Source organism: Bacillus sp. FJAT-27231, assembly GCF_001183975.1.
In the GTDB taxonomy this organism is placed as follows: Bacteria; Bacillota; Bacilli; order Bacillales; family Domibacillaceae; genus Pseudobacillus; species Pseudobacillus wudalianchiensis.
This window is the reverse complement of sequence record NZ_LFZU01000001.1, coordinates 961698-984847: the sequence shown is the minus strand read 5'-3', so window position 1 is coordinate 984847 and position 23150 is coordinate 961698. Positions and strand designations below refer to the sequence as shown.

Annotated in this window: 19 protein-coding genes and 4 pseudogenes; 4 read left to right on the top strand and 19 right to left on the bottom strand. The window is 41.7% G+C overall.

Going from position 1 to position 23150, the window contains the following annotated elements; genetic code table 11:
• The first annotated feature begins 133 nt into the window (after positions 1–133).
• Positions 134–1363 (top strand): ROK family transcriptional regulator, encoded by a 1230-nt coding sequence (locus AC623_RS04635; protein ID WP_049660986.1) that lies wholly within the window; start codon positions 134–136, stop codon positions 1361–1363.
• Positions 1364–1420: 57 nt separating this feature from the next.
• On the opposite strand, the gene AC623_RS04630 is transcribed toward AC623_RS04635, so the two are convergent.
• From AC623_RS04630 to AC623_RS04610, 5 genes are all read right to left on the bottom strand, one after another.
• Positions 1421–2770, bottom strand: coding sequence for an APC family permease (locus AC623_RS04630; RefSeq protein ID WP_231603368.1), 1350 nt, complete (start codon positions 2768–2770; stop codon positions 1421–1423).
• 181 nt (positions 2771–2951) lie between these two features.
• Positions 2952–3806: an MBL fold metallo-hydrolase gene (locus AC623_RS04625; RefSeq protein WP_049660985.1), complete on the bottom strand. Its 855-nt coding sequence runs from the start codon at positions 3804–3806 to the stop codon at positions 2952–2954.
• A gap of 211 nt (positions 3807–4017) precedes the next feature.
• Positions 4018–5370: an APC family permease gene (locus AC623_RS04620; protein WP_231603366.1), complete on the bottom strand. Its 1353-nt coding sequence runs from the start codon at positions 5368–5370 to the stop codon at positions 4018–4020.
• Positions 5371–5472: 102 nt separating this feature from the next.
• Positions 5473–6855: an aminotransferase family protein gene (locus tag AC623_RS04615; RefSeq protein ID WP_197090941.1), complete on the bottom strand. Its 1383-nt coding sequence runs from the start codon at positions 6853–6855 to the stop codon at positions 5473–5475.
• 46 nt (positions 6856–6901) lie between these two features.
• Positions 6902–8362: an NAD-dependent succinate-semialdehyde dehydrogenase gene (locus tag AC623_RS04610; protein ID WP_049660983.1), complete on the bottom strand. Its 1461-nt coding sequence runs from the start codon at positions 8360–8362 to the stop codon at positions 6902–6904.
• A 425-nt stretch (positions 8363–8787) separates the two neighbouring features.
• Here AC623_RS04610 and AC623_RS04605 point away from each other — a divergent pair, with 425 nt between their 5' ends.
• Both AC623_RS04605 and AC623_RS04600 read left to right on the top strand, forming a co-directional pair.
• A complete protein-coding gene (locus AC623_RS04605; protein WP_049660981.1) occupies positions 8788–9381 on the top strand; it encodes a chromate transporter in 594 nt (197 codons plus the stop codon).
• A gap of 9 nt (positions 9382–9390) precedes the next feature.
• Positions 9391–9930: a chromate transporter gene (locus AC623_RS04600; RefSeq protein WP_082174326.1), complete on the top strand. Its 540-nt coding sequence runs from the start codon at positions 9391–9393 to the stop codon at positions 9928–9930.
• A gap of 146 nt (positions 9931–10076) precedes the next feature.
• Here the strand turns inward: AC623_RS04600 and AC623_RS20910 are convergent.
• From AC623_RS20910 to AC623_RS22235, 5 genes and pseudogenes are all read right to left on the bottom strand, one after another.
• Positions 10077–10729, bottom strand: a pseudogene (locus AC623_RS20910) (hypothetical protein).
• A 79-nt stretch (positions 10730–10808) separates the two neighbouring features.
• Entirely contained in the window at positions 10809–12659 is a 1851-nt protein-coding gene (asnB, locus tag AC623_RS04590) for an asparagine synthase (glutamine-hydrolyzing) (RefSeq protein ID WP_049660979.1), read from the bottom strand.
• Between the two features lie 43 nt (positions 12660–12702).
• The gene (gene glnA / locus AC623_RS04585) at positions 12703–14037 is read right to left on the bottom strand and encodes a type I glutamate--ammonia ligase (protein WP_049660977.1); all 1335 of its coding nucleotides are present in this window, start codon (positions 14035–14037) and stop codon (positions 12703–12705) included.
• A 49-nt stretch (positions 14038–14086) separates the two neighbouring features.
• Positions 14087–14209 carry a hypothetical protein gene (locus AC623_RS22075; RefSeq protein WP_269429904.1) on the bottom strand — a complete coding sequence of 41 codons (123 nt, stop codon included), beginning with the start codon at positions 14207–14209 and terminating at the stop codon, positions 14087–14089.
• A pseudogene (locus AC623_RS22235) lies at positions 14206–14394 on the bottom strand (hypothetical protein); the annotation flags it as partial. The pseudogene AC623_RS22235 and the gene AC623_RS22075, both read right to left, overlap by 4 nt.
• 511 nt (positions 14395–14905) lie before the next feature.
• Here AC623_RS22235 and AC623_RS04580 point away from each other — a divergent pair.
• Positions 14906–15298 (top strand): hypothetical protein, encoded by a 393-nt coding sequence (locus AC623_RS04580; RefSeq protein WP_049660976.1) that lies wholly within the window; start codon positions 14906–14908, stop codon positions 15296–15298.
• Positions 15299–15376: 78 nt separating this feature from the next.
• On the opposite strand, the gene AC623_RS04575 is transcribed toward AC623_RS04580, so the two are convergent.
• The 9 genes and pseudogenes from AC623_RS04575 to AC623_RS04540 form a co-directional block, all read right to left on the bottom strand.
• A complete protein-coding gene (locus AC623_RS04575) occupies positions 15377–15730 on the bottom strand; it encodes a rhodanese-like domain-containing protein (RefSeq protein WP_049660973.1) in 354 nt (117 codons plus the stop codon).
• A 132-nt stretch (positions 15731–15862) separates the two neighbouring features.
• Positions 15863–16228, bottom strand: a complete 366-nt coding sequence (locus tag AC623_RS04570) for a YidH family protein (RefSeq protein WP_049660972.1) — start codon at positions 16226–16228, stop codon at positions 15863–15865.
• A gap of 236 nt (positions 16229–16464) precedes the next feature.
• Positions 16465–16860 carry a hypothetical protein gene (locus AC623_RS04565; RefSeq protein ID WP_049660970.1) on the bottom strand — a complete coding sequence of 132 codons (396 nt, stop codon included), beginning with the start codon at positions 16858–16860 and terminating at the stop codon, positions 16465–16467.
• A gap of 166 nt (positions 16861–17026) precedes the next feature.
• On the bottom strand, positions 17027–18250 hold the full coding sequence (locus tag AC623_RS04560) for a YbfB/YjiJ family MFS transporter (protein ID WP_049660969.1): 1224 nt from the start codon (positions 18248–18250) through the stop codon (positions 17027–17029).
• Between the two features lie 59 nt (positions 18251–18309).
• Positions 18310–19146 (bottom strand): STAS domain-containing protein, encoded by an 837-nt coding sequence (locus AC623_RS04555; RefSeq protein WP_049660967.1) that lies wholly within the window; start codon positions 19144–19146, stop codon positions 18310–18312.
• Between the two features lie 195 nt (positions 19147–19341).
• Positions 19342–19483: pseudogene (locus AC623_RS21865) on the bottom strand (aspartate aminotransferase family protein); the annotation flags it as partial.
• Positions 19484–19698: 215 nt separating this feature from the next.
• A pseudogene (locus tag AC623_RS04550) lies at positions 19699–19960 on the bottom strand (HU family DNA-binding protein).
• Between the two features lie 225 nt (positions 19961–20185).
• Entirely contained in the window at positions 20186–21673 is a 1488-nt protein-coding gene (locus AC623_RS04545) for an aldehyde dehydrogenase family protein (protein ID WP_049660966.1), read from the bottom strand.
• A gap of 93 nt (positions 21674–21766) precedes the next feature.
• Positions 21767–23134, bottom strand: a complete 1368-nt coding sequence (locus AC623_RS04540) for an APC family permease (protein WP_049660964.1) — start codon at positions 23132–23134, stop codon at positions 21767–21769.
• Positions 23135–23150: the final 16 nt, after the last annotated feature.

Sequence of the window (23150 nt, the reverse complement as noted above, 5' to 3'; positions counted from 1 at the left end):
CTTATTCTTATGCTCAACAGTCCATTTCTTTCATTTATTTTATCGTTCGTCTCTTCAAAATAAATGAATTATATGACCATTTTGCCAGGAATCGTTATAATGTTTGTATTGAAAGTAAAACCGGAGGACAAAAATGCTAAAACAACTGACAGGAGCTTTATCCCAAAAAGAAAAAAGCTTAAAGGAATTGTATAGTTTGATCATAGAGCACGGCCCCGTTTCCAAAAGTGATTTAATTAAGTACACAGGGATGAGACAGACAACGTGTTCTCGACTGATTGATGAACTGATAGATATGGGGCTTATCGTTGAAAGCGGGTATGGAGAATCAAGCGGGGGACGTAAGCCGCTCATGTACGACATAAAAGAAGATGCCAGTTACGTGATCGGCATTGATATATCTAGAACGTATACGAAAGTATTATTGATGAACCTTCGACTTACGGTTCTAGATGAAGCAAACCTCAGAATGAACGAAACATCTACTCCTGCTTTTACAACTGACTTCATCTCTTCTCAGGTTCTACACATGCTGAATAAATTTCAGCTGACGTCTGATCAAATACTAGGAGCTGGCATCGGGACAATCGGACCATTAGATCGTGAAAAGGGAATGATTTTAAACCCAATCCAATTCCCATCTAGCGGTTGGCAAAATGTGCCGATCACTGAATTGTTAAGTGAAAAACTGCAATGGCACACGCTGCTCGACTATGGGGCAAACACAGCGCTTCTAGCAGAATATCATCAAGAACCGTTTAAAAAATATAAAAATGTTGTACATGTTATTAAAGGAACCGGCACGCGGACAGCTATGATTATGGACGGCCGGCTCATCCGTGGAACAGATAAGGTAGGCATGCTGGGACAAGGACATATGATTGTGGATCTGCACGGCAGGAAGTGTATTTGCGGCAGCAATGGCTGTGTTAATGCCTATTCCTCTATTGCTGCGATGAAAGAAGATATCCTTGCTAGTCTCGAACAAGGGGCTCCTTCTATCATCACCGAATGGACTAAAGACTCTAAAGACATAGATTTCGAGGATATCTGCCGGGCAGTAAATGAAAATGATCCTCTCGTTACACGCATTGTCAAAAACGCTGCCTACTATGCTGGTGTTGGGCTAGCAAACCTAGCTCGCGTCCTCTTTCCTGACGTTATTATCCTAAGTGGACCTACGTACACAAGGATGAACTTATTTTATGAAGCAGTGACCGAAACGGCCGCAAATCGCTGTAAAAACCTTTATTCTGATCAAGAAATCATTTTCACTCGTGGGCAGCTTGGGGAAAATGCCGGCGCTATCGGAGCTGGCCGTATGGTCATTGACCACTATTTAACCGATCATACGATGGCGTAATGAATGACTTTACACGAAAATAGCTCCCTCATTGTGAAGGGAGCTATTTTCTATTCTTTATTGCTCTATATTCATCGTGCTTACTTCTTTTCGGAATCCTTGTGTTTTAATAGCCAGAACCACTCCGCCGACTAACAGCCAACAAACACCGACCACTTGTCCGATTGTCTCCATTCCGAGCAGAATATACAGACAGACGATAATTCCTAAAATGGGTGAGATGAGATTAGCAAAAAAGTCTTTGCCTGTTCTCTCTTTTCTCTTCACAAAGAATTCAATGATAACGGAAACGTTTACAAAAATGAACCCGATAATCGCCCCGAATACGATAATCACGAAAAAGACTTGAATAGGAATAAGTAAAGCGCCGATATAACCTAACACAGCCAAGATTAAAACACTATACACCGGTGTTTTATATTTCGGATGCAAGTAAGCTAAGGAAGCCGGCAAAACACCATCCCTTCCCATACTGAAGAGAATTCTTGAGCCTGATGCCTGCCCCGCTAAAGCAGTGGCTGTTCCAGTTAGAACGAGGGCGATCGTAGTGGCTGCCGCTAAGCCGCTGCCGCCAACAGCAATGGCAATATCATAAAAAGCGGTATCCACATTTTTCAAGGCGCCTAATTTATTTTGGATGAGCGTAGCAAAATAAATTTGAATCCCAATTAAAAATGAACTAATGACACACGTAATAATCGCAGCTCGCCCAACAGTTTTTCCTGATACTTTGGCATCTTCGGCAAGCGCTGTAATTCCATCAAAGCCAATATAAGAGAGAACCGCGATAGATGTTCCTGCTATTAAAGCATTCATGGAAAAGGATTCTTTATGATAGATTCCTTTTATATCAAATAAACTTCCGATTCCCCCCTCGTTTGTAAGCGCATACAAAGCAAACCCTACAAACAAGCAAACGCTGATTAGTTTAATCACTAACATGACTGTATTCAAATGGGCAGACAGCTTAGCTCCCCGATAGTTAAAGTAGGTCATCGGGATAATTAAAACGAGCAGCATGACCCACAATGGAATAAAGCTAAATAACTGGATCGCAAAGGAGGAGCTTAACTTATAGACAAGCATCGGGAAAATCAAGTAATCTAATAGGATGGCCCACCCTGCAATAAACCCTAGCGTTGGATTTAAACTGTGGGTTGCATAACTATAGGTTGAACCTGCTTTTGGAACGATGGAAGCCATTTTCCCATAGCTTATGGCGGTGAAAATCATGGCAATCAGCCCTACATAAATAGCTAAAACTCCATGACCTCCCGAAGTAAACGTTAACCCCCCAAACAGAGATTGAGCAGAATTCGGCGAAATAAAAATCAATCCAAAAATGACTAGATCCCTCGTTCGCAGCACTCTTTTGAGACTTTGGTCTCCTTGATTCATTACACTCATTGTTTTCCCCCTCATAAAAAGCAATCCCAAAGAATAAAGTGGTTCATTTATCGTTTCCTTTGGAATTGCCTGATTTTTCAAAGCTCACAAGGCTTCGTTACCTATGAATTGTTTATATTCTTTTCAACATCTGAGGTGAACAATCAAGATGAGTCTCATTACATATTTTCCTAAATCATCCTTAATGATGGACCGATACAGTATTGGTTACTGGAATAACTTGAAGATCTCTGCCGACAATGATCTCTCCATCAAATACGGCAGCTGTCTCCTGCTTTGTCTCTTCCTCATTAATGTTGGGAAGAAAATGAGTTAGAACGAGCGTTTTCACTCCGGCTTCCCTGCCAATTCTGCCTGCCTGTTCTGGTGTACAGTGTTCTCTTTGCAAGTTATCCCAAATCTCCTTCAGTTCTGCGCTGTCTGTGTTGCGATACACCCCGGTCGGTGCCAGGCAAGCATCAATAACGAGAAGGTCAGCATCTTTTGAAAGTTTTACGATGTCTGGTGTAGGGGCCGTGTCTCCTGATAGGACGACTGTTTTTTCTCCTATTTCAAAACGGTAGCCATACGTCAGTACGTTGTGAACCATCTCAGCAGCCGTAATCTTCCATGGCAGCCCACAATGAATTTCCCCCGGCTCATCAATTTCAATAATATTAACATCTAACACGCCGTTCCCTGGCCTGCCGAGTGATGTACGGTAAGAAATGTCTTCTGCAAACAAATGAAGAATCGTTTCGTGAAACTGTTTCATTCCCTTCGGACCGACAATGGTAAGCTTGCGTCGCCCAAGCCCCCATCCCCCTAGCAAAAACTGTCCATATCCGAATAGATGATCAGAATGAAGATGGGTCATAAATAAATAATGAATCTGTTCTGGCGCAATGCCTGCTTTCATCAGCTGGGCAGTCGTTCCTTCGCCGCAATCCACTAAAATGTGTGTATCACCAACGCTTAAAACTTGTGCTGGACCTGAACGTTCGAGATCAGGTCTTGGACTCCCCGTCCCCAGCATCGTTACTTTTACCTCTATCATTCCTGTGTACCTCCCTCTTCACATTCTCATGTATAAGGTTCTTATTTTACTTATGGTAATAATAGTTTTCTGAATTATTTTTATTTTAAATCTTTAATCCATTTCAGTCAAAAGTTTTTTAGTTGAATTCAAAAAAAATATTTTTAGCCTATTTTTCAGAATACTTTTAACCATTACGGAATAAAAACAAAAGAACACTCACTCCTCCCCTTTATTGATCGATATTCAGAGCGCTCACTTCTTTTCGGAAGCCTTGTGTCTTAATCATTAAGACAAGTCCCCCTATCAACAGCCAGCAAATACCGACAACTTGTCCCACCAATTCCATTCCAAGCAAAATGTATACACATACACTAATTCCAAGTAAAGGAGAAATGAAGTGTGTGAAAAAGTCTTTTCCTCTTCTTTCTTTCCTCTTGATAAAACATTCTGCGATGACAGAAATATTAACGAAGATAAAACCGACAATCGCTCCGAACACAACAATTAGAAAAAAGACACTAATAGGAATCATAAGTGCTCCAACGTAGCCCAATACAGCTAATAGAAAAACACTGTAAACAGGTGTTTTATACTTTGGGTGCAGCTGAGCAAAAAAAGCCGGAAGAACCCCGTCACGCCCCATACTGAACAGCACCCTGGATCCTGAAGCCTGTCCAGCTAAAGCTGTTGCTGTTCCGGTCACAACAAGAATCACTGTTGTGATGACCGCCAGACTGCTCCCTCCCACCACGGCAGCTATATCGTAAAAGGCGGTATCTATATGTTTTATTTTGCCTACTTGCGATTGGATCACTGAAGCAAAATAAACCTGAATCCCAATGAGCAAAGAGCTGATTACACACGTAATGATGGCAGCTCTCCCCACCGTTTTACCTGACACTTGGGCATCTTCAGCTAATGCCGTAATGCCATCAAACCCAATATAAGCAAGTACAGCAATAGAAGCTCCTGCGATTAAAGCGTTTACAGAAAACGTTTCTGCTTTATAGAGCCCATTCACTTGAACGAGATTCGCTATTCCTCCATCCATGATGAGGGCATACGCCGCACATCCTATGAAAAGAAAGACGCTAATCAACTTCACTATTAACATTATGGTGTTTAGATGAGCGGACAACTTAGCTCCCCGGTAATTGAAGAAAGTCATTGGAATGATCAAGATGAGCAGCATAAGCCATAAAGGAACAAATGGAAATAACTCCATGGCAAAGGTAGAACTCAATTTGTAAATCATCATAGGAAAAATCAAATAATCTAGCAGAATGGCCCAGCCGGCGATAAAGCCTAAGCCTGGATTTAAGCTGTGTGTTACGTAACTGTATGTCGAACCAGCTTTCGGTACGATAGAAGCCATTTTCCCATAGCTTGCAGCTGTAAAAATCATTGCAATCAATCCGACAAAGATCGCTAACACCCCGTGTCCTCCAGAAGTAAATGTTAACTCCCCGAATAAAGACTGTGCAGAGTTAGGCGAAATAAAAATGAGGCCAAATATGACTAAATCCCTTGTTTTCAGCACTCTTTGCAAGCTCTGCTGCCCTTGTTGATTAGCTGTACTCACTATTTCCCTCCTTATGAAGAGCAATCCCAAACACATCCGTTTTTGATTTTGTTGAAATTGCTCTTGTTTCTTTCAACCCTCATAAGAATTACACGCTACACTTTAGCTTAACTGCTCTTCGACTCTGCTCAATGCCTCATCAAAAATTCCAATCATCTCTTCTACTTGTTCTTTTGTGATCGTTAAAGGCGGAGCAATAACAATAGTATTGGCCCCTTCAAACGTGACCGGCCGCACGATCAATCCTCTTTTTAGGCATTCTTGAACAAGCTTTGGAGCCGCCTCTTCAGAAGGAGCAAAAGGAATTTCTTTCTCCCGATCTTTATATAATTCAAAAGCTGCCAGCAGCCCGATCGCTCTTGTTTTTGTTACGATCGGATGCTTCTCTTCTAAACGGGCAAACCCTTTCTTAAGTTCAGCTTCCATTTGTTTAGCATTCGTAACTAAATTTTCTCTTTCAATGATTTCAATATTTTTCAACGCAACAGCACAAGCAACAGGATGGCCGCTATAAGTAAATCCATGGAAAAACGGGCCTTCTGACAGCACAGCCATTTCATCGCGCAATGACTCTCTCATAATGACAGCCCCTAATTGACTGTATGCACTCGTAATTCCTTTAGCGACTGTCATGATATCTGGCACGACGTTCCAATTATCCACTCCAAACATTTTTCCTGTACGGCCAAAGCCACAAATCACTTCATCCGTTATCATTAAAATGCCATACTCATCACAAAGCTCCCGGATAGCCTGCAAGTATCCCTCCGGTGGAATGAACATTCCTCCAGCTCCTTGCACCGGCTCTAAGATGACAGCCGCAACTGTGTCAGCTCCCTCTTTCTCAATGATTCCTCTCATGCTGCCAGCGAAATCCGGCGCTGTGCGGTCTCCTCGTTCACAGTCCGTCTGAAATCTTGTCGTAGCATGAATAAAACCCGGAGCTTGCGAAGTCGCCATATTTTGAAATTGCTCGATCCCTGTGGCACTCGTGGCACCGACTGTTATACCATGGTATCCCCGTTTCAGTCCGATGATCTTTGTGCGTTTCTCCTCTCCTTTTAATTTCCAATAATGGCGCACTAGCTTAAAAGCTGTGTCATTTGATTCAGAACCGCCCGATGTAAAAAAGCTGACATTCAAGTCCCCAGGCGTCAATTCAGCAATCTTTTCCGCCAGGCGGATGACGGGTTCATGAGACATCCCTTGAAAACAAGAACTAAAAGCCAATTTCTGCATTTGTTCACCAGCTATTTGCGCAATTTCTTCACGCCCATGACCGATGTTCACATTCCAAAGTGAAGACATCCCGTCAATATATTTTTTTCCATTTACATCTGTTAGGTAGATTCCTTCTCCTTTTTCCACAATGAGAGAGGGGCCATTTTGCTGGTGATGTTTAATAGCAGTAGTTGGATGCAAAAAGTGCTTTCTATCTAATTCCCTTAATTGTTCAATGCTGATTTTTCCCGTTGTGTTACTCACTCGAATCTCCTCCTGTCTTATTCAATCGTTCATAGGCTATTAACTGTTAAATAATCGTTGAAATAAATTTCTTTTCTAGAAAATCGTCGAGTCCATCCGTACCGCCTTCGCGCCCCATACCACTCTCTTTAATGCCGCCAAACGGACCTTCTACTTGGGAGAGAACCGTATCATTGATTCCAACCATGCCATATTCCAGAGCTTCCGATACACGCACAGAACGCGATAAATCATTTGTAAAACAGTAGGCAGCTAATCCGTAATCCGTATCATTTGCTTTCGTAATCACTTCTTCTTCGGTTTTAAACGTGAAAATCGGCGCCACTGGACCGAATGTCTCGTTTGTCGCAATTAACATCTCATCTGTCACACCCGCTAAAATAGTCGGCTTATAAAAATAACCATTTTCATAGCCGTCCACTTTCTGCTTTTCGCCTCCGGTTACAAGTGTTGCTCCCTGTTTTACGGCGTCATTTACTTGCTCTTCAACCTTACTCAACCCTTCCTTGCTAACTAAAGGTCCTACGTCTACTTCTTTCTCGAGACCACTGCCGACGCGAAGCGACTCTGTTTTTTCTTTTAAAAGCGATAGAAACCGCTCTTGAATAGATTCTTGTACGTAAATACGATTGGCAGAAATGCACGTTTGTCCGCAATTCTGAAACTTACAGCGGATTAACTGCTCAATCGTATGATCCAAGTCGGCGTCTTCAAAGACGATGAACGGTGCATGTCCTCCAAGTTCCATGGATACCCGCTTCACTTGATCGGCTGCTTTTCTCAATAAAAGCTTTCCGACATTTGTCGACCCTGTAAATGTAATTTTTCGAATTCTTTTATCAGATAATAAAACGTCTCCGATTTTTTCAGGAGAACCTGTTACTAAATTGATAACCCCTTTTGGGATTCCTGCTTTTTCTGCCAGCTCAAAAAATAAAATAGCACTTCCTGGTGTTTGTTCAGCTGGCTTTAAAACGACTGTGCAGCCAGCTGCGAGTGCAGGAGCCAACTTTCTCGTTATCATGCCAAGCGGGAAGTTCCACGGTGTAATGGCGGCAACTGGTCCAATTGGCTGCCTAATCACTTGTAATCTCCTATTTTTAACAGAGGAAGGAACAATCTCTCCCGTAATGCGTTTTCCCTCTTCCAAATTCCATAGGACGTATTCAGCGGCATTCATTACCTCACCACGCGCTTGTTGAATCGGCTTCCCCATTTCAATTGAAACAGATTCTGCTAAAGCTTCTGAATGCTCAAGCATCAATTGATATAAACGGGTAAGGATTGTTGCCCGCTCCTTCCCTGTCTTAGCTGACCATTCAGGAAAAGCAGCAACAGCAGCGTCAATTGCTTTTTTTGTATCCTCCTCACTCCCCAGTGCTGCTTTTAGTACAACTTCTCCTGTCGCTGGACTCACGACATCAAAATAACTTTTAGAAACAGGCTTTACCCACTCTCCATCGATATATAAATTAGCTGTTTTTACCTCTCTTGCTACAGTTGTCATGTAGATCCTCCCTTTGCTCATTGTATTTTCTGTCGAATATCGTGCTAGATTAGCTGTTTTCACGCTCTCGATCTCAGCACTTTTTTTCTTCCCCTCTTTTCTGAATTTTTTATTTATTGCTACTATTTTAAGTGTTTTATCCATTTCAGTCAAAAGATTTATTTAAAAATTCAAAAGTCATATTGTAAAGGTCAATTTTTATACTTTTTTCATATATTTTTAATTATTTAAGCACAAAAATCATTTATACTTATTAAAGGATCACCTTTGTTTTTCTATTTATTTTGTCTAAAGCAGCTATATTATCCTATTGAATTCTCTATTCTTTTGACTTCATGGGAGGAATAAAAAACTTATTACCAAAACGGAATAAAGAATGTTATACTATAGAGACTGCTACAGAAGAAACGTAAAGAGGTGTTCAAATGAGCAAAAATTGGAATCTGTTAGCGGACATATTTTTCACTTTTTTTAAGATTGGCCCTGTTACGTTTGGGGGTGGCTACGCGATGATCCCTCTCATTGAAAAGGAAGTAGTGATTAAAAAGAAATGGATGAAAACAAGTGATATAACAGATGTTGTAGCGCTGGCGGGCTCTGCTCCCGGTGCGATGGCAATTAACTCAGCTACTTTTGTAGGTTACCGAATTGCTGGTGTCAGCGGGGCCATCGCAGCTATGATCGGCATCCTGCTCCCTACCTTCCTCATTGTGGTGGGGCTCAGTATTTTCTATCTTTATTTCAACGATAACCCGAAGATTGAAGCAGCCTTTCATGGCATCGGCCCAGCTGTTGTGGCTCTAATCTGCTTAGCCGCTTATAAACTTGCCCCAACAGCGATTATTGACAAAACAACACTTGTGATCGCTAGTATTGCTGTTCTTCTGTTATTTTTCCTTCATGTTCATCCTGTTGTGATGATTCTTGGAGGAATTGCTGCCGGGATTTGTCTCGTTAAAATTAGAACATGGCTCGGCTACAAAACAAAGCTTGATGGACTCAAGCAAAAACTGGGGTGAGCACAGCTCATGATGTTACTCGAACTATTTAAGACCTTTTTTATCATTGGGTTTATTTCGTTTGGAGGAGGATATGCAACAATCCCTATTATTGAGATGGAAGTGACCGCTCATCAATGGATGACGACCGAGGAGTTTACTGACATTATCGGCATTGCCGGCATGTCACCGGGACCAATCGCTACAAATTGCGCTGTTTTCGTCGGCTATCACACAGCCGGCTTTGCCGGTGCTGTTGCTTCGACGTTAGGTGTCATTTTGCCTTCACTTATTATCATTCTAATTTTAGCTGTTTTCTTTTACCGGGCAAACAAAAACCCTATTGTCCAGTCCGCTTTTTATGGATTGCGTCCGATTATCGTTAGCTTGATTGTATATGCAGCCATTAAATTCGCCTTTTCCAGCGGCATGGTTACTACCTTATCCAACGAATCATTCAGCCTTTTGCTAATATTTGTTTTTTCTTTGCTGGCATTAACAAAATTCCGTTTACACCCAGCAGTTGTCATTATTCTTTCCGGTCTAGCTGGAGTGGCCCTGTATACCTAGCAGCAGTAAGGGCTCTCTCCCTAGCCGTTCTGCATGAGACTTAGCGGATGAGTGACAACACACCTATCATACCGTCGTATTAATAACTCGTACACTAAATAAAAGGGATCTATCTGCACACCTTTTTATTTATAAAGGAAACAGAGTTACTTCGCTATCCTTTGTTCTTTCACTACGAACGCTTCAGGATATCCATAGCTGCCATGCTCACTTAAGTCCAACCCCACCAACTCTTCTTCTTCCGTTACCCGTAGTCCGTTCATTAATTTTTTCATAATAACTAAAGCAACGAATGACACAATAAATACATAGTGAACGACTGTAGACCCCTCAAAGTCCTGCTTGCCATGAGCAGCCAGCCCCCTCCCCATATCCAATGGGCTACGACAGGATAAATAATCGCTGAAAAAATAAGAGCAAAAACAAGATAAACTGAAAACTCGGCCCGCTCGGCGAATCCTCCGAAAGCGATAGTTAGGGAGATTCCTGCAAGTGCCAGTTGAAACATGAAAAACACAGCAGCTGAGTAACTTATCTCTTACACTTTATCACTAGAATAGAAAAACTCAGATAACCCAACAAAAAAGTTAGCGTTGTCTCCAAAGATAAAACCGTAACCAGCCGCCCAAAATACGATCGAAGCAACCCCAAATGTAAAAACCGTTTTTCCAGCAATATGCCCGGCATTTTTCATTCGTGTTGACCCAGCCTCCAGCAAGATAAAGCCACCTTGCATTAAAACTACTAAAATCGTCCCCGCCATAATCCATATACTGTTTAATAGGTACAAGTCATCCATTCGCATTCCTCCACTTTTATTTTAGGCCAGTTCACCACTGCGACCTTATAGTAACGCAGCGGGAACTCACCCCTGATGTTTAGTTATCTAGAATATTAATGTTGTACTGTTCGAGCCATTCATTGATCTGGACGAGATGAGCAATAAGCTGTACACCCGTCATAAGCTGGCCAAACCAAGGCACTTTAAAGGAGGAGCCGTTTGAGCGAATAATATCTGTCACTTTTGTTTTTGAGAGTAATTCAAGGATAGGAGATGAGGGATTGCTCATAATGTTCGTTAACTGTTTCTTTACTCTTGCAGTGTATTCTGGATGATAAGTTTTGGGATAAGGGCTTTTTTTCCGGTAAAGTATAGCATGAGGCAAAACCCCTTCCAGAGCCTGGCGCAAAATTCCTTTTTCCCTTCCATTCAGCATTTTCATCTCCCAGGGGATATTCCAGGCGTACTCTACAAGCCGATGATCAGCAAATGGAACTCTCACCTCCAAGCTCGCTCCCATGCTCATTCGATCTTTGCGCTCAAGCAATGTCGTCATAAACCAAATCATATTCAAATAAAACATTTCCCGGCGACGTGCTTCCAACGGGCTTTCTCCATCTAATTGAGGGGTTTCCCGGACAGTCTCTTCGTACCGGTCTCGTACATATGCTGCGAGATCCAGCCGTTGCTGCCAGTGCGGAAGAAGCAATTGCTGTCTTTCCTCTTGAGATTTCATCCAAGGAAAACCTTCATCCTTTAACAGTTCTTCTCGATAAAACCACGGATAGCCCCCAAAAATTTCATCTGCACACTCACCAGATAAAGCAACAGTAAAGTGAGGTTTAATCTGTTCACAAAACCATAACAAGGAAGAGTCAACATCCGCCATTCCCGGCGAATCTCTCACTTTTACAGCTTTCGTTAAGTAATCGGACAGCTCATCGTTTTGAATAACAGCCGCATGATGGACCGTCCCTAAATGCTGCTGCATCTTTTCAATCCACGGTCTATCTTCCTCAGGCTGGAAAGTGCTTGCTTGGAAGTATTGATCATTATGGACATAATCAATAGAGTACGTATGAAGCGATCCATGGCCTTTTTCTCTAAAAAAATCAGATGCAAACTGGCTGATCGCGCTCGAATCGACTCCTCCTGATAAAAACGTGCAGACCGGCACATCAGCTGTCAATTGCCGTTCGACTGCATCCTTCACAAGAAATCTGACTTGTTCCACCGTTTCCTCTAGTGAGTGACTATGTTTCTTACTCTTTACATTCCAATACCTCCAAATTTTCAACCCGTTCCGAGAGTAGGTAAGTGCGTGAGCCGGCCTAAGCTCGTTGATTCCACGGAAAACCCCATGGCCCGGAGTATGAGACGGTCCTAATCCAAATACTTCTTGGAGTCCTTCTCTTCCTACCTCACTCTTCACCTTAGGATGAGATAGAATAGCTTTTAATTCAGAGCCGAATAAAATGGATCTATTTCCCTCCTTGTAGAAAAGCGGTTTAACTCCAAGACGGTCTCTTGCGATAAAAAGCTGTTCTTTCCTCTCATCCCAAACAGCAAAGGCAAAAATTCCATTTAGATAGTCTACACATTTCTCTCCCCATTCTATATAAGCCGTCAACAAGACTTCCGTGTCAGAATGAGAGCGAAAAACGTGCCCTGTCTTTACTAACTCTTTGCGAAGATCTTCCGTGTTATAAAGCTCTCCGTTGTATACAATCGTATAAGTCTGCTTATTTACTTCTTTTTCCATTGGCTGAGTTCCGCCAGCCGGATCTACAACAATGAGCCGAGTGTGACCAAGAGACACGTGACGGCTGCTCCATACATTCGAAGCATCTGGACCGCGTCTCGCTAACGTATGCGCCATTTTTTCCACGATGAATGCCTGAGTTGTCAAATCTTGCTGCCAATCAACCCACCCTGTTATCCCACACACTCGCCATCACTCTTTTCTATTAAATTTTTAAAACAACCCCGTTTTAATATTGCATAATATACCGCTCACGCTCCCACGGGTGAACTTGCGTACGGAACAAATCCCATTCAATTATTTTCGCTTCAATAAAACGTTCACACAAGTGAGGGCCTAAAGCCCGTGTCATGACTTCATCTCCTTGAAAATTTTTGATCGCCTGAGCAAGAGTAGCTGGCAAATCAACAATGCTGTTATCCTCTCGCTCTTGTTTAGACATGACGTAAATATTTTGATCGACCGCTTTCGGCGGTGTTAATTGATTTTTAATGCCATCTAATCCGGCAGCGAGCTGGACAGCCATCGCCATATATGGATTAGCCGAAGGATCCACACTACGCACCTCCACTCGTGTACTCATCCCTCGAGAAGCCGGAATGCGGATCAGAGGACTTCTGTTTCTCGCTGACCAGGCTACATAACAAGGAGCTTCGTATCCCGGAACTAATCTTTTATATGAATTCACTGTCGGATTGGTAATCGCAGTGAAGTTCGGAGCATGCTTCAAAATACCAGCTACAAACTGTCTGGCCGTATTACTCAGCGCCAAACCTCCATCTTTATCATAAAAAACGTTCTCCCCATCCCTGAATAAGGACAAGTTACAATGCATACCGGAGCCATTCACGCCGAACAGCGGTTTTGGCATAAAGGTCGCATGCAGGCCGTGCTTACGGGCAATTGTTTTCACGACTAGTTTAAATGTTTGGATGTCATCGCATGCTTTCACTGCATCCGTATATTTAAAATCAATTTCATGCTGACCGGGTGCCACCTCATGATGAGAAGCTTCAATTTCAAATCCCATTTCTTCTAATTCCAATACGATGTCACGCCGGCAGTTTTCACCTAGATCTGTAGGAGCAAGATCAAAGTAACCGCCACTATCGTTTAATTCAAGTGTCGGCTCTCCTTTTTCATTCAGCTTAAATAGAAAGAATTCCGGTTCAGGCCCAACATTGAAATTCGTGAATCCTAATTCCTTCATTTCATTCAACACTCTCTTCAAATTACTGCGAGGGTCTCCTTCAAAAGGCGTGCCATCTGGATGATAAATATCACAAATAAATCTGGCAACTTTTCCTTTTTCGGCCGTCCAAGGGAAAATCACGAATGTATTTAGGTCTGGATACAAGTACATATCTGACTCTTCAATCCGGACAAACCCCTCAATAGAGGAACCATCAAACATCATCTTATTGCTCAGCGCTTTCTCCAGCTGTGATGACGGGATCTCCACATTTTTAATTGTTCCTAAAATATCCGTAAATTGCAGCCGGATAAATCTCACATTCTCTTCCCGAACTAATCTAAAAATCTCTTCTTTGCTAAACCGTGTCATACTCTCCTCTCCCTCCCATTGTTTTTTATTTATAACAGTCATTCCTTCTTCATAAGATAGCGATCACATTCCCCGGCGGCACTACACCCTTTCTGGATGGCCCAAACGACCAAACTTTAGCTTCTGCGCCCATCACCAGCTGCAATGGGCACGAACTGCGCCGGCCAATCAAATCCTTCCCTCATCAGCAATCATGTCATTCAACATGCTTTTGTGTAATCTCTGCTTCTGAGTCTCTTGCAGCAAAAAGAGTATTCCAACACCATACTCCTCTTTACTTGATATGCTCAGTTGTGAACAAGCCGTTTGAAAAAATTGATGAGGAAGCTGAACCATAATTCCGAATCCATCCTCTGTGAGCGGATCACCTCCCTAGCCGCCACGAGGCTTCAGATAAACCTTATTTAACAACACTGCAGGAAGCTGTTCCTTCACCATGGGCAACAAATCCGCTGCCGCGCCACGTTCAAAGGCTGGGTCATAAAGTCCTTGTTTTTGCGGGAGCATGATCCCCCTCATCCTTTCTGCTGTTTAGTATTGTATTTCCTTTTTAGCAAGATTATTTCAAGCGGTCGTTAAAAATATTGTGTATCCCCTTGCTAGTTATTGTATGTTCCAAGAATCAATCCAACCAATATATTGTTTGGATTTAATTAATCTATTAATGAGAACAATTAACCGAAAGCGTTTTATAGAAAACGCTTTGAATGATTAAAAAAGACCTCTCACTTCAGATAGAGATTATAATTTTGACATGTTATCGTTGAATTTCAGCAAATACTTCGATTCGATAAATAAACAGAAAAATTTTTCTGATAATCTATTAGGAAAACGGGAATAAGGATAAAAAGTGAGGAGGATGTTGCATATGAAAAAAAATAAATTAGTTGAAAAAGTGAAGGATACGTTTAGCCAGGCGGCAGATTATGTAAAAGAAAAAGCAATAGAGTTGGCTACTCCGCCTTCTACCTCTATCGCTAAACTAGATGAGTATATTTCAACCCATCCCGACACGAAAATGACGGCTAAAACGTGGCTAGGAACAACGTTCAACTTCTATACATTAGAGGACAAGGAGGTCTCCTACTATATGGAGAAAAGGGGTTCCTACCTCTTGCAACTGGATGTCACTAATCAGAACGGCGAACTCATTTCCTATCGCTCGTATAAAAATCGGCCATCTTTAAACACCCCTATCCCTTCTATTTCTCAAACCATTCGTTTAAAAAATAATAATAAAGCAGGCTCATTAGCACAATGAGCCTGCTTTACCTTTTTCTGTTTAAATTTATCGATTATGCATCCCGGCAGTCAAAGAACCCTTTTCATATAAGTTATTTTATACTGATAGCGGTGAGTAAATGGTATTCTTTTTGCAACAGTACCCTTTTACGTCAAAGCCATATTTTTTTAATTGGCGGACGCTTAAATTAAGCAGTACTTTGTCGGATACGATCACAATGACTTCTTTCTTAGAAATTTCGTTATGCTGTCTTGCCAAGTAAGGCAAAGGAATATGAACAGCAGACGAAACTGGATTTCGGCTGGCTTCATGAAAATCGCGAACATCAACCAATGAGACATTCTCGTTATTATGGCATTCCTGAATCTCTTCTGTTCCGCCAACCGGTACGTAACGCTTATATAACATAGGCAATATCAACAATACGATCACGCCTAAAAGAATAAACATAGTTCCCTCCAACTAAATCAAATAGATTTCCAAAGCATATTGGCTATAAATTTAGTATACCCCCTTGTGTATATTAAATCAAATTCATTGTCCAGTCAATATTTTTTCGGAAGGTTTTCTTCTAACAATCTCTTATAACACTAGGATAAAATAAACTCCAAGCAGTAAGACCAACACACTGACAGCGATCGTGGCTACAGCAATCATGATAGCCGATGAACGAAAAGACGTTTCATTGATTTCTCTCCGCTTCACAAAATAGCTAATCGCCCCTGTAACTAAAATGGAAAGACCGACAACCAGAGCAAAGATCATCATCAGCAAGGTGATTTTGTCCGTTACTTCACTAACCTTTGATCCGTAATTAAAATGCAGCGTTACAGCTAAAAAACCGATCCCCACCACAGCAATGCCTGTGCGCAGCCATGCAAGAAAAGTTCGTTCATTCGCTAAGTGCTGTTGAATATATTTAGATTCATCTACTTTTTCTTTTTTCATTATCGTCACTCTCGTTCTTAGGCCTCCTTAGTATCTTTCCCCCTTTTTTTCTACCCTCATTTTACACATAAGAACATAACGTGCAAATTCTCTGCTTACTCTTTCCTATTCCTCCTAAATAAAAAGACGCCATTCCACCAAAAAATGCAAAGGACAAATAATCATTTTGGACATAAAAAAAGCTCTTCTAAAATGAGCTGATTCACTCACTTTTCGAAAAGCTTTCTTACTGCTGTTTATTCAATGCCAACTGCTGTTTTAACATAGGCAGAAATAGCATCAACGGACAACTGCAGGTTATTCGTTAATAAACTATTCTTTATATAAGATAGCTTATTCCCTTCAACCGCGTAGGACTGGATATTTAAAATATTGTCAATATAAAGTATGCCCTTGTTCGTAATCATCGGCTGCGTGATTTTGTCTCCGCCGTTTTCTATTGGAACCGAAGGAATAACCTCTGTACCATTAAGCAGCCCTTCTTTTGTTAACTGCTCCATTCGTTCTGGGTAAGAAGGCATTCCCTCCATCATTAGTTTATGAAGTTCAGCTATATGGTTGGGATCGTTCCCAAGATAATATTGAACATAATAAGCAAGGATGACTTGTTCTCTTTCTGTTAATGTTTCCATTTTTGCTTCCTCCTTTGTTCTTCATATATTTCGACAAAAAGAGAAACATTCCTGCTAGAACTCTACATACCTTTTGCTCTATATTGAATTAGGCCAAAAGACAGAAAAGAGACTGCTACGCGGGTTTCTCTATCCACCTCTAGTTATGTTTCACATTTTTTCTTATTTAACCATCTGTCGTATGATGTTCCTTTTGCAATACTAACTGCTCTGCTGCCGCTTGCTTGTGCAGCTGTGTTGATAGGCCGAAAGCTAAAAGCAACAAAAGACTACAAAGCATAAAAGAGGAAGGGATTCCACCAACGTGGTCAATCATCCATCCTCCAAGACCCGGTCCAAGCAATTGTCCAGAAGCAAAGTATACCGTCACATACCCTAAGGCGATAGGGGCATAGGCTGGATGAATTTGCTCTGTCGATAAAGCTTGAATGAGTGACAGCATGCCAACGACCGTGATTCCCCAAAGAAGCTGGCTAGCGATAAACCCTGCATTCACCGGGAATGCAATAGGTATAGCCATTGAAATGGCTCCAATAAAAAGGGTGATCAGCAAGGACTTCTTTCGGCCAATCCGGTCTGAAATGGTCCCCCACAGCGGTCCGCTGAAAATAGACAACAAGCCTCCAAACGCCATAATTTGTCCAGCTGCATAACGGGTGATGTGGGACTCTAGCATAAAGCTAAATAAGAAGCTTTGAGGGATTAAGTAAGCGAAGCCGATCAGTCCATAAATAAGGGCGACAAGCAAAACTCGTTTATGCAAATAAACTTCTTGAAATAATGATTCTCGCTCCTCCGTATTTTTACGGGCAGGAACGGGCGGATCATGCAGGACTAAATGGGCAGTAAGAGCAGACAACAAGGAGAGTGCTCCATATAAAACCCAGAGATAGCGCCAGCCGTTTAAAGAAAACCAATCAGTAAAAAATGGAATCAATGTGCTTGAAATCAATGTACCTAATCCAAGTCCGCTGACGAGAAAGCCAATCATCATCCCACGCTGCTTCGGAAACCAGCCGACGACGATATTAACAAGCGGAGTATATGTAAAAGCGGTGCCGATACCAAGAAGAATCATCCCCAGCATGCAAGAAAGAAAACTTTGTACAAAAGATAAGTAAAATAGTCCCGCGGCAACAAGTAATGTACCAATGACGACTAATCGTTTTGAACCCCATCTCGCTGCCATAATACCAGCAAACAGGACGAGTCCTAAATATCCCACCGAGGTGGCTGTACCAAGTACGCCTGCTTGTTCGTATGTAAGTGCCAAGTCCTCTTTCATAAACGGCATTAAAATGCCATAAGACATGCGGCCAAATCCAAGCGTACTAATCGTTACCATCACACATGTAAAAGCATATTTCCATATTGGCTGCTCTTGCCCCATACACTCCCTCCTCCGCCGTTGCTCCCCTTTATTTTCAAGCTAGCTTGGCTATTTAAACATCAATTGTATAAATCCTCTAACGCTTGCTGCAACGTTGCTTTTGTTTGAATAGATTTAAAATCAATTCCAATTGATACGAGTGTATGAGAAATTTCTGGCTGTATACCGGTTATGATCGTTTCTACCCCGAGAAGCTTTAAAGCGTTGACCACTTTAAAAATTTGATCGGCTACCATCGTATCAACGGTTAGAACGCCCGATAAGTCTAATATGAGGTGAGATAGCTGTAATTTTTTTGCTGAAGTTAATGTGGTCTCCATTAAGTACTGCGCACGCTCTGCATCAACATTCCCAATCAACGGAAGAATGGCAATCTCTTTCGTTACAGGCACAACAGGTGCTGATACTTCGATAAAGGCCTTTTTGGCTTCATTTAGCATGCGCTCATGAAATTCCACAAACGTTAAACTGAAGTAGTAAACCGCTTCGTCCAAGAGAGCGTCAATGATGGAACTAGCGTCGAAAACCGTATCTATCGTCATCTGATTTTTTTTCACTTCTTCTCTGATTGCCTTCCAGATAAACATCCGATAAAACCGGGTATCCTTTAGCGCCTCATCAAGCGGAACACCAAGCTGAAAAATCGCTTCTCCTGTTTCTTTTCCCCATTTGGCGATACTTTCATGTACAAACTCTTCCTTAGCATAATTAAGAAGAGCTTCACCAAACAAATGAATGAATTCAGCTCTCATTTCCAAAATGCCCGCTTCTACAGGTGCTAATTGTTCTTTCTCTCTTGCACTTATTCCCTTCAGCCTTTCATTATGTATCTCTTCAGCAAGTTGAACTTTCTTTTCGATAATTTTCTTTCCTAGAAGTTGAAGCTCATTTTTCATTTTTCTGCCTCCAAAAGCTGCAAACTTTCATTAAACGCTGTTTTTGCGCTTCTCATTAAGTTCTTAGCGATATCATTTTCGAGGAATTCTATCATTAGTGTACCATAACAATTGTCTAAATTGTTAAAAAAGACCTCCAATCTTCTTTCATCAAAAAAGCTGTGCTGGCATCCCCAACACAGTCTTCTTACGTGCTTACAGCGAACGCAGGCACCCTTTTAATGTTTGTACGATAAAGGTAAAGTCTTCTTCTGTAAGGCTCAATGGAGGTGCAAGGTGCAGTATATTATAACCGCCTATGGGTGTCACCATTCTTGCCGATAATCAGTTTTCTCTCTTATAATTCGTGTGTCTTACACGAGCAAAAAGGATCCTCTATTTATTATGGTCCAGTCGAATAACAAGTTCTACGAAATATGGAATAAAAACTTTTCCTAAGACCTCTTCTATGTTTCGGAACAAATTGTAACAGCAAATAAATCACAATACAGACTAACTAATCACCGTAAGTGAATGAAGATAAGCTCTAAAGAGTAATCCTTAGAACCTTTTTCAAGACAGCCATAGATATAGCTTATTAACAGCTTCTTTTAGCTCTTTGCTTAGTTTAAAAGCAGGAGCTTTAGAAGCAGCAACCCGTATCTCTTCTCCAGTTTGTGGGTTGCTGCACATTCACGCACCTCAGATGTTCCAACTCCAACAACTAGACTTTTTCTTCCTTAGCAAGCGTATTAGAAATCGTTTTAAATAACGCATTCAACGCTTTAGCAGCATCTTGTTTGCTTAACTCAGCTTTTTCTGCAACAACATTCACTAATTATTCCTCACTCTGTTAAAAAACATCTGCTCAATGGCAGATGTTTTGACGGGTTTTTCCTATATGCTTGTATCTCCTAAAATAATTTCTATTTCACTTTCCACTAAGCCCTTTCTTATGGCTCTGCTGATCGTCCCCATTGTATTCCATGCGACAACTGCCATATAGCCCTCCTGTGGGTGACAAATTATTTATTTTCCTTAGAAGCAAGTGAATTCATCGTTAGTTTCCATTAATCCAGCCGCTTGGCTTCACATCAAGATTGATATTGACCTGTTTCACTTCCAAATATTCGGAGAATCCATAAGTCCCTAATTCTCTTCCTATTCCGCTTTGTTTATATCCTCCCCAAGGTGCTTCATTATAAGTTGCATGATAAGTATTAATCCAAGTGATCCCAGCACGGAGCTTGCGTATAACTCGCATAGCCCTGGCAGCATCGGATGTAAATACAGCTCCCGCTAAACCATATGGTGTATCATTCGCCAATTTAACTGCTTCTTCTTCCGTTTTAAACGTCTGGATCACGAGGACTGGTCCGAAAATTTCTTCCTTGACAATACGCATGTCTGGAGTAGTGTCGGTAAAAATGGTAGGTTCAAGGAAGTACCCTCTCCTATTAATACGGTTTCCTCCACATAATAGGGTCGCTCCCTCTTGTTTTCCAATTTCAATGTACTCCAATACTCGCTGTAGATGCTCTTCTGTAATTAATGGCCCCATAACTGTTTCTGGTTCTTTTCCAGATCCAACCCTTATCTCTTGCGCCTTTTTCACCAGAGCGGGAACAAACCGATCGTAAAGTGCTTCATCTAGTAATAATCGAGATCCTGCAGAACAAACCTGCCCCTGGTTGGCAAATATAGCATAAAGGGCATAATCAAGCGCTGTCTCAAAGTCTGAATCAGCAAAGACGATATTAGGTGACTTCCCTCCTAATTCAAGACCAACCTTTTTTATAGAATCAGCCGCGGCTTTCATAATAAGTTTTCCGGTTTTTGATCCGCCAGTAAAAGAGACTTTATCTACGGATGGATTACTGGCCAGTTCTGCTCCAACTGTTTGCCCTGCGCCAAGTACGAGATTTACTACTCCAGAGGGAAACCCTGCTTCACCGATGATTTCAAACAATTTGATAATAGAAAGCGGCGTCTGTTCAGCTGGCTTAATGACTACCGTACAGCCAGCCGCCAGCGCAGGAGCCATTTTTTGTGTTGCCATCACCAATGGATAATTCCATGGAACAATCTGACCAACTACCCCTACAGGTTCAGCTATGACCATAGCCTGCGTGTGATCCGGAACATCGTATATCTGCCCGTGTGGTTTTGTCGCCAGTCCAGCGTAATAACGGAATTGATCGGCGGCATCTAATACATCATGGCGCGCTTCTCGCAGTGTCTTTCCGTTGTTTAAAGTCTCCACCACCGCTATCTCTTCCAAACGCTCCTCTAGCTTATCAGCAATGCGCGTAAGGAGGACAGCCCGCTCTCTTGCTGAGCTGTCTTGCCATCCGTCTTCATAAAATGCTCTCCTGGCTGCTTCAATCGCTCGCTTTGCATCTTCTGCATCGCCTTCTGAAACTACAGCAATGACTTCTTCTGTAGCCGGATTAATAATCTGACGGGTTTTGCCACTGCCGCTGTCTTTCCATTGACCATCGATATACATTGGTTCAGAATAAATTGTATATGCTGAGTTAGCCCCCATACTCTGCTCCTCCTTGAATTCTCATAAGCTAGTTTATTACTAATCGTTTCATTCAATTTAAAAGACATGTCTCGCACATAGAAAATGTTGAGATCAGCTATTGTTCTTCCATTTCAAATAAAACATGTAGACCATTCCTATAACAATCCAAGCTATACCGAGCAGCTTAGCTAACGCTGCTAAACTGTACCATACATACCCGATAATAATTAAGCCGATTATCGGAAAAAAAAGATGATTCAGATAATCACGACTTTTTCTATGCCGGATGTAATAGTTGATCACTGAAATGTGTAATAAGATAAATCCTGTTAAAGCCCCAAAGTTTACTATAGAGGTTAAGCTGCCCATTTGGGATGAGAAAAGAGTGGCAACAGCCAACGAAATTACTGCTACAAGAATGGTACTTATATAAGGCGTCTTATATTTCGGGTGTACCTTAGCCAAGACTGAAGGCAATTTTTTATCTCTGGCCATACTGAACAACAGTCTAGATATTGCCGCTTGAAACACTAAGGCGTCTGCCACTCCGAAAGCAATCGCTATTGCCAAGGCAGTAATCCACTTTAACCATGGACCTCCGGCTATTTCAGCAATTTCATAAAAAGCAGTGTCTATGTTGCTAAAGCCCTGATAATCAGGATAAATAAGCGCTGCGATCCACGTTTGAACAACAAAGAGAACTCCTACTGCCAATAAAGAGAAAATAATCGCTTTTCCAATGACTTTATTTTCTCCTTTTGCTTCCTCTGCCATTGTTGAAACTGCGTCAAACCCTAAAAAGCTTAATACTGCAATTGAAACTGCACTCATTACCATTTCTATACTGAAGTTACTAGGATCAAATAATGGTTTGAACGAAAACTCAGCCCCATTCACTCCATTTATAATGGCGAAAATACCGGATACTACAAATACAGCTAAAACGATAAGAATGAGATAGGTAATAACCTTTATGGCTTTGGCAGTGACTTTTACCCCCACTATGTTAAGAACAGTGTTACTCCCAATGAAAAGAACCAGCCAAGCAATAGTGGGAATTCCCGGCAGAATCCCTTCAAGAGCGGCTGCCGCAACTAAATATATGAGTGTAGGCACAAAAATATAGTCAAGCAGGATAATCCATCCAGCCAGAAAACCAACAAAGTCGTTAATTCCTCGCTGTGCATAAGAATATACAGATCCGGCAATTGGAAAAGCCTCTGACATCCGTGCGTAACTTAGAGCAGTAAAAATCATCCCGATCATTCCAATTAAGTAGGCAAGAGAAACCATTCCATTTGAAGCTTGAGCTACATATCCATAGATCGCAAACGGAGCAATCGGCACCATCAAAGACAGACCGTAGATTAACAAATCCCAAAATGTCAATGAACGCTGGAGCTCCTGCTTATATCCAAATTTCTCGATTTCATCCGCTCCTTGATTGACTTCTTGCTCAACTTTCAACCTATCCTCCATTCCCCTAACCTCCTCC

Bases quoted from the DNA above. Each gene is read 5' to 3' on its own strand.
- AC623_RS04635 (WP_049660986.1), top strand. From the start codon at position 134: ATGCTAAAACAACTGACAGGAGCTTTATCCCAAAAAGAAAAAAGCTTA.
- AC623_RS04630 (WP_231603368.1), bottom strand. From the start codon at position 2,770: ATGAGTGTAATGAATCAAGGAGACCAAAGTCTCAAAAGAGTGCTGCGA.
- AC623_RS04625 (WP_049660985.1), bottom strand. From the start codon at position 3,806: ATGATAGAGGTAAAAGTAACGATGCTGGGGACGGGGAGTCCAAGACCT.
- AC623_RS04610 (WP_049660983.1), bottom strand. From the start codon at position 8,362: ATGACAACTGTAGCAAGAGAGGTAAAAACAGCTAATTTATATATCGAT.
- AC623_RS04605 (WP_049660981.1), top strand. From the start codon at position 8,788: ATGAGCAAAAATTGGAATCTGTTAGCGGACATATTTTTCACTTTTTTT.
- AC623_RS04600 (WP_082174326.1), top strand. From the start codon at position 9,391: ATGATGTTACTCGAACTATTTAAGACCTTTTTTATCATTGGGTTTATT.
- glnA (WP_049660977.1), bottom strand. From the start codon at position 14,037: ATGACACGGTTTAGCAAAGAAGAGATTTTTAGATTAGTTCGGGAAGAG.
- AC623_RS04580 (WP_049660976.1), top strand. From the start codon at position 14,906: ATGAAAAAAAATAAATTAGTTGAAAAAGTGAAGGATACGTTTAGCCAG.
- AC623_RS04575 (WP_049660973.1), bottom strand. From the start codon at position 15,730: ATGTTTATTCTTTTAGGCGTGATCGTATTGTTGATATTGCCTATGTTA.
- AC623_RS04570 (WP_049660972.1), bottom strand. From the start codon at position 16,228: ATGAAAAAAGAAAAAGTAGATGAATCTAAATATATTCAACAGCACTTA.
- AC623_RS04565 (WP_049660970.1), bottom strand. From the start codon at position 16,860: ATGGAAACATTAACAGAAAGAGAACAAGTCATCCTTGCTTATTATGTT.
- AC623_RS04560 (WP_049660969.1), bottom strand. From the start codon at position 18,250: ATGGGGCAAGAGCAGCCAATATGGAAATATGCTTTTACATGTGTGATG.
- AC623_RS04555 (WP_049660967.1), bottom strand. From the start codon at position 19,146: ATGAAAAATGAGCTTCAACTTCTAGGAAAGAAAATTATCGAAAAGAAA.
- AC623_RS04545 (WP_049660966.1), bottom strand. From the start codon at position 21,673: ATGGGGGCTAACTCAGCATATACAATTTATTCTGAACCAATGTATATC.
- AC623_RS04540 (WP_049660964.1), bottom strand. From the start codon at position 23,134: ATGGAGGATAGGTTGAAAGTTGAGCAAGAAGTCAATCAAGGAGCGGAT.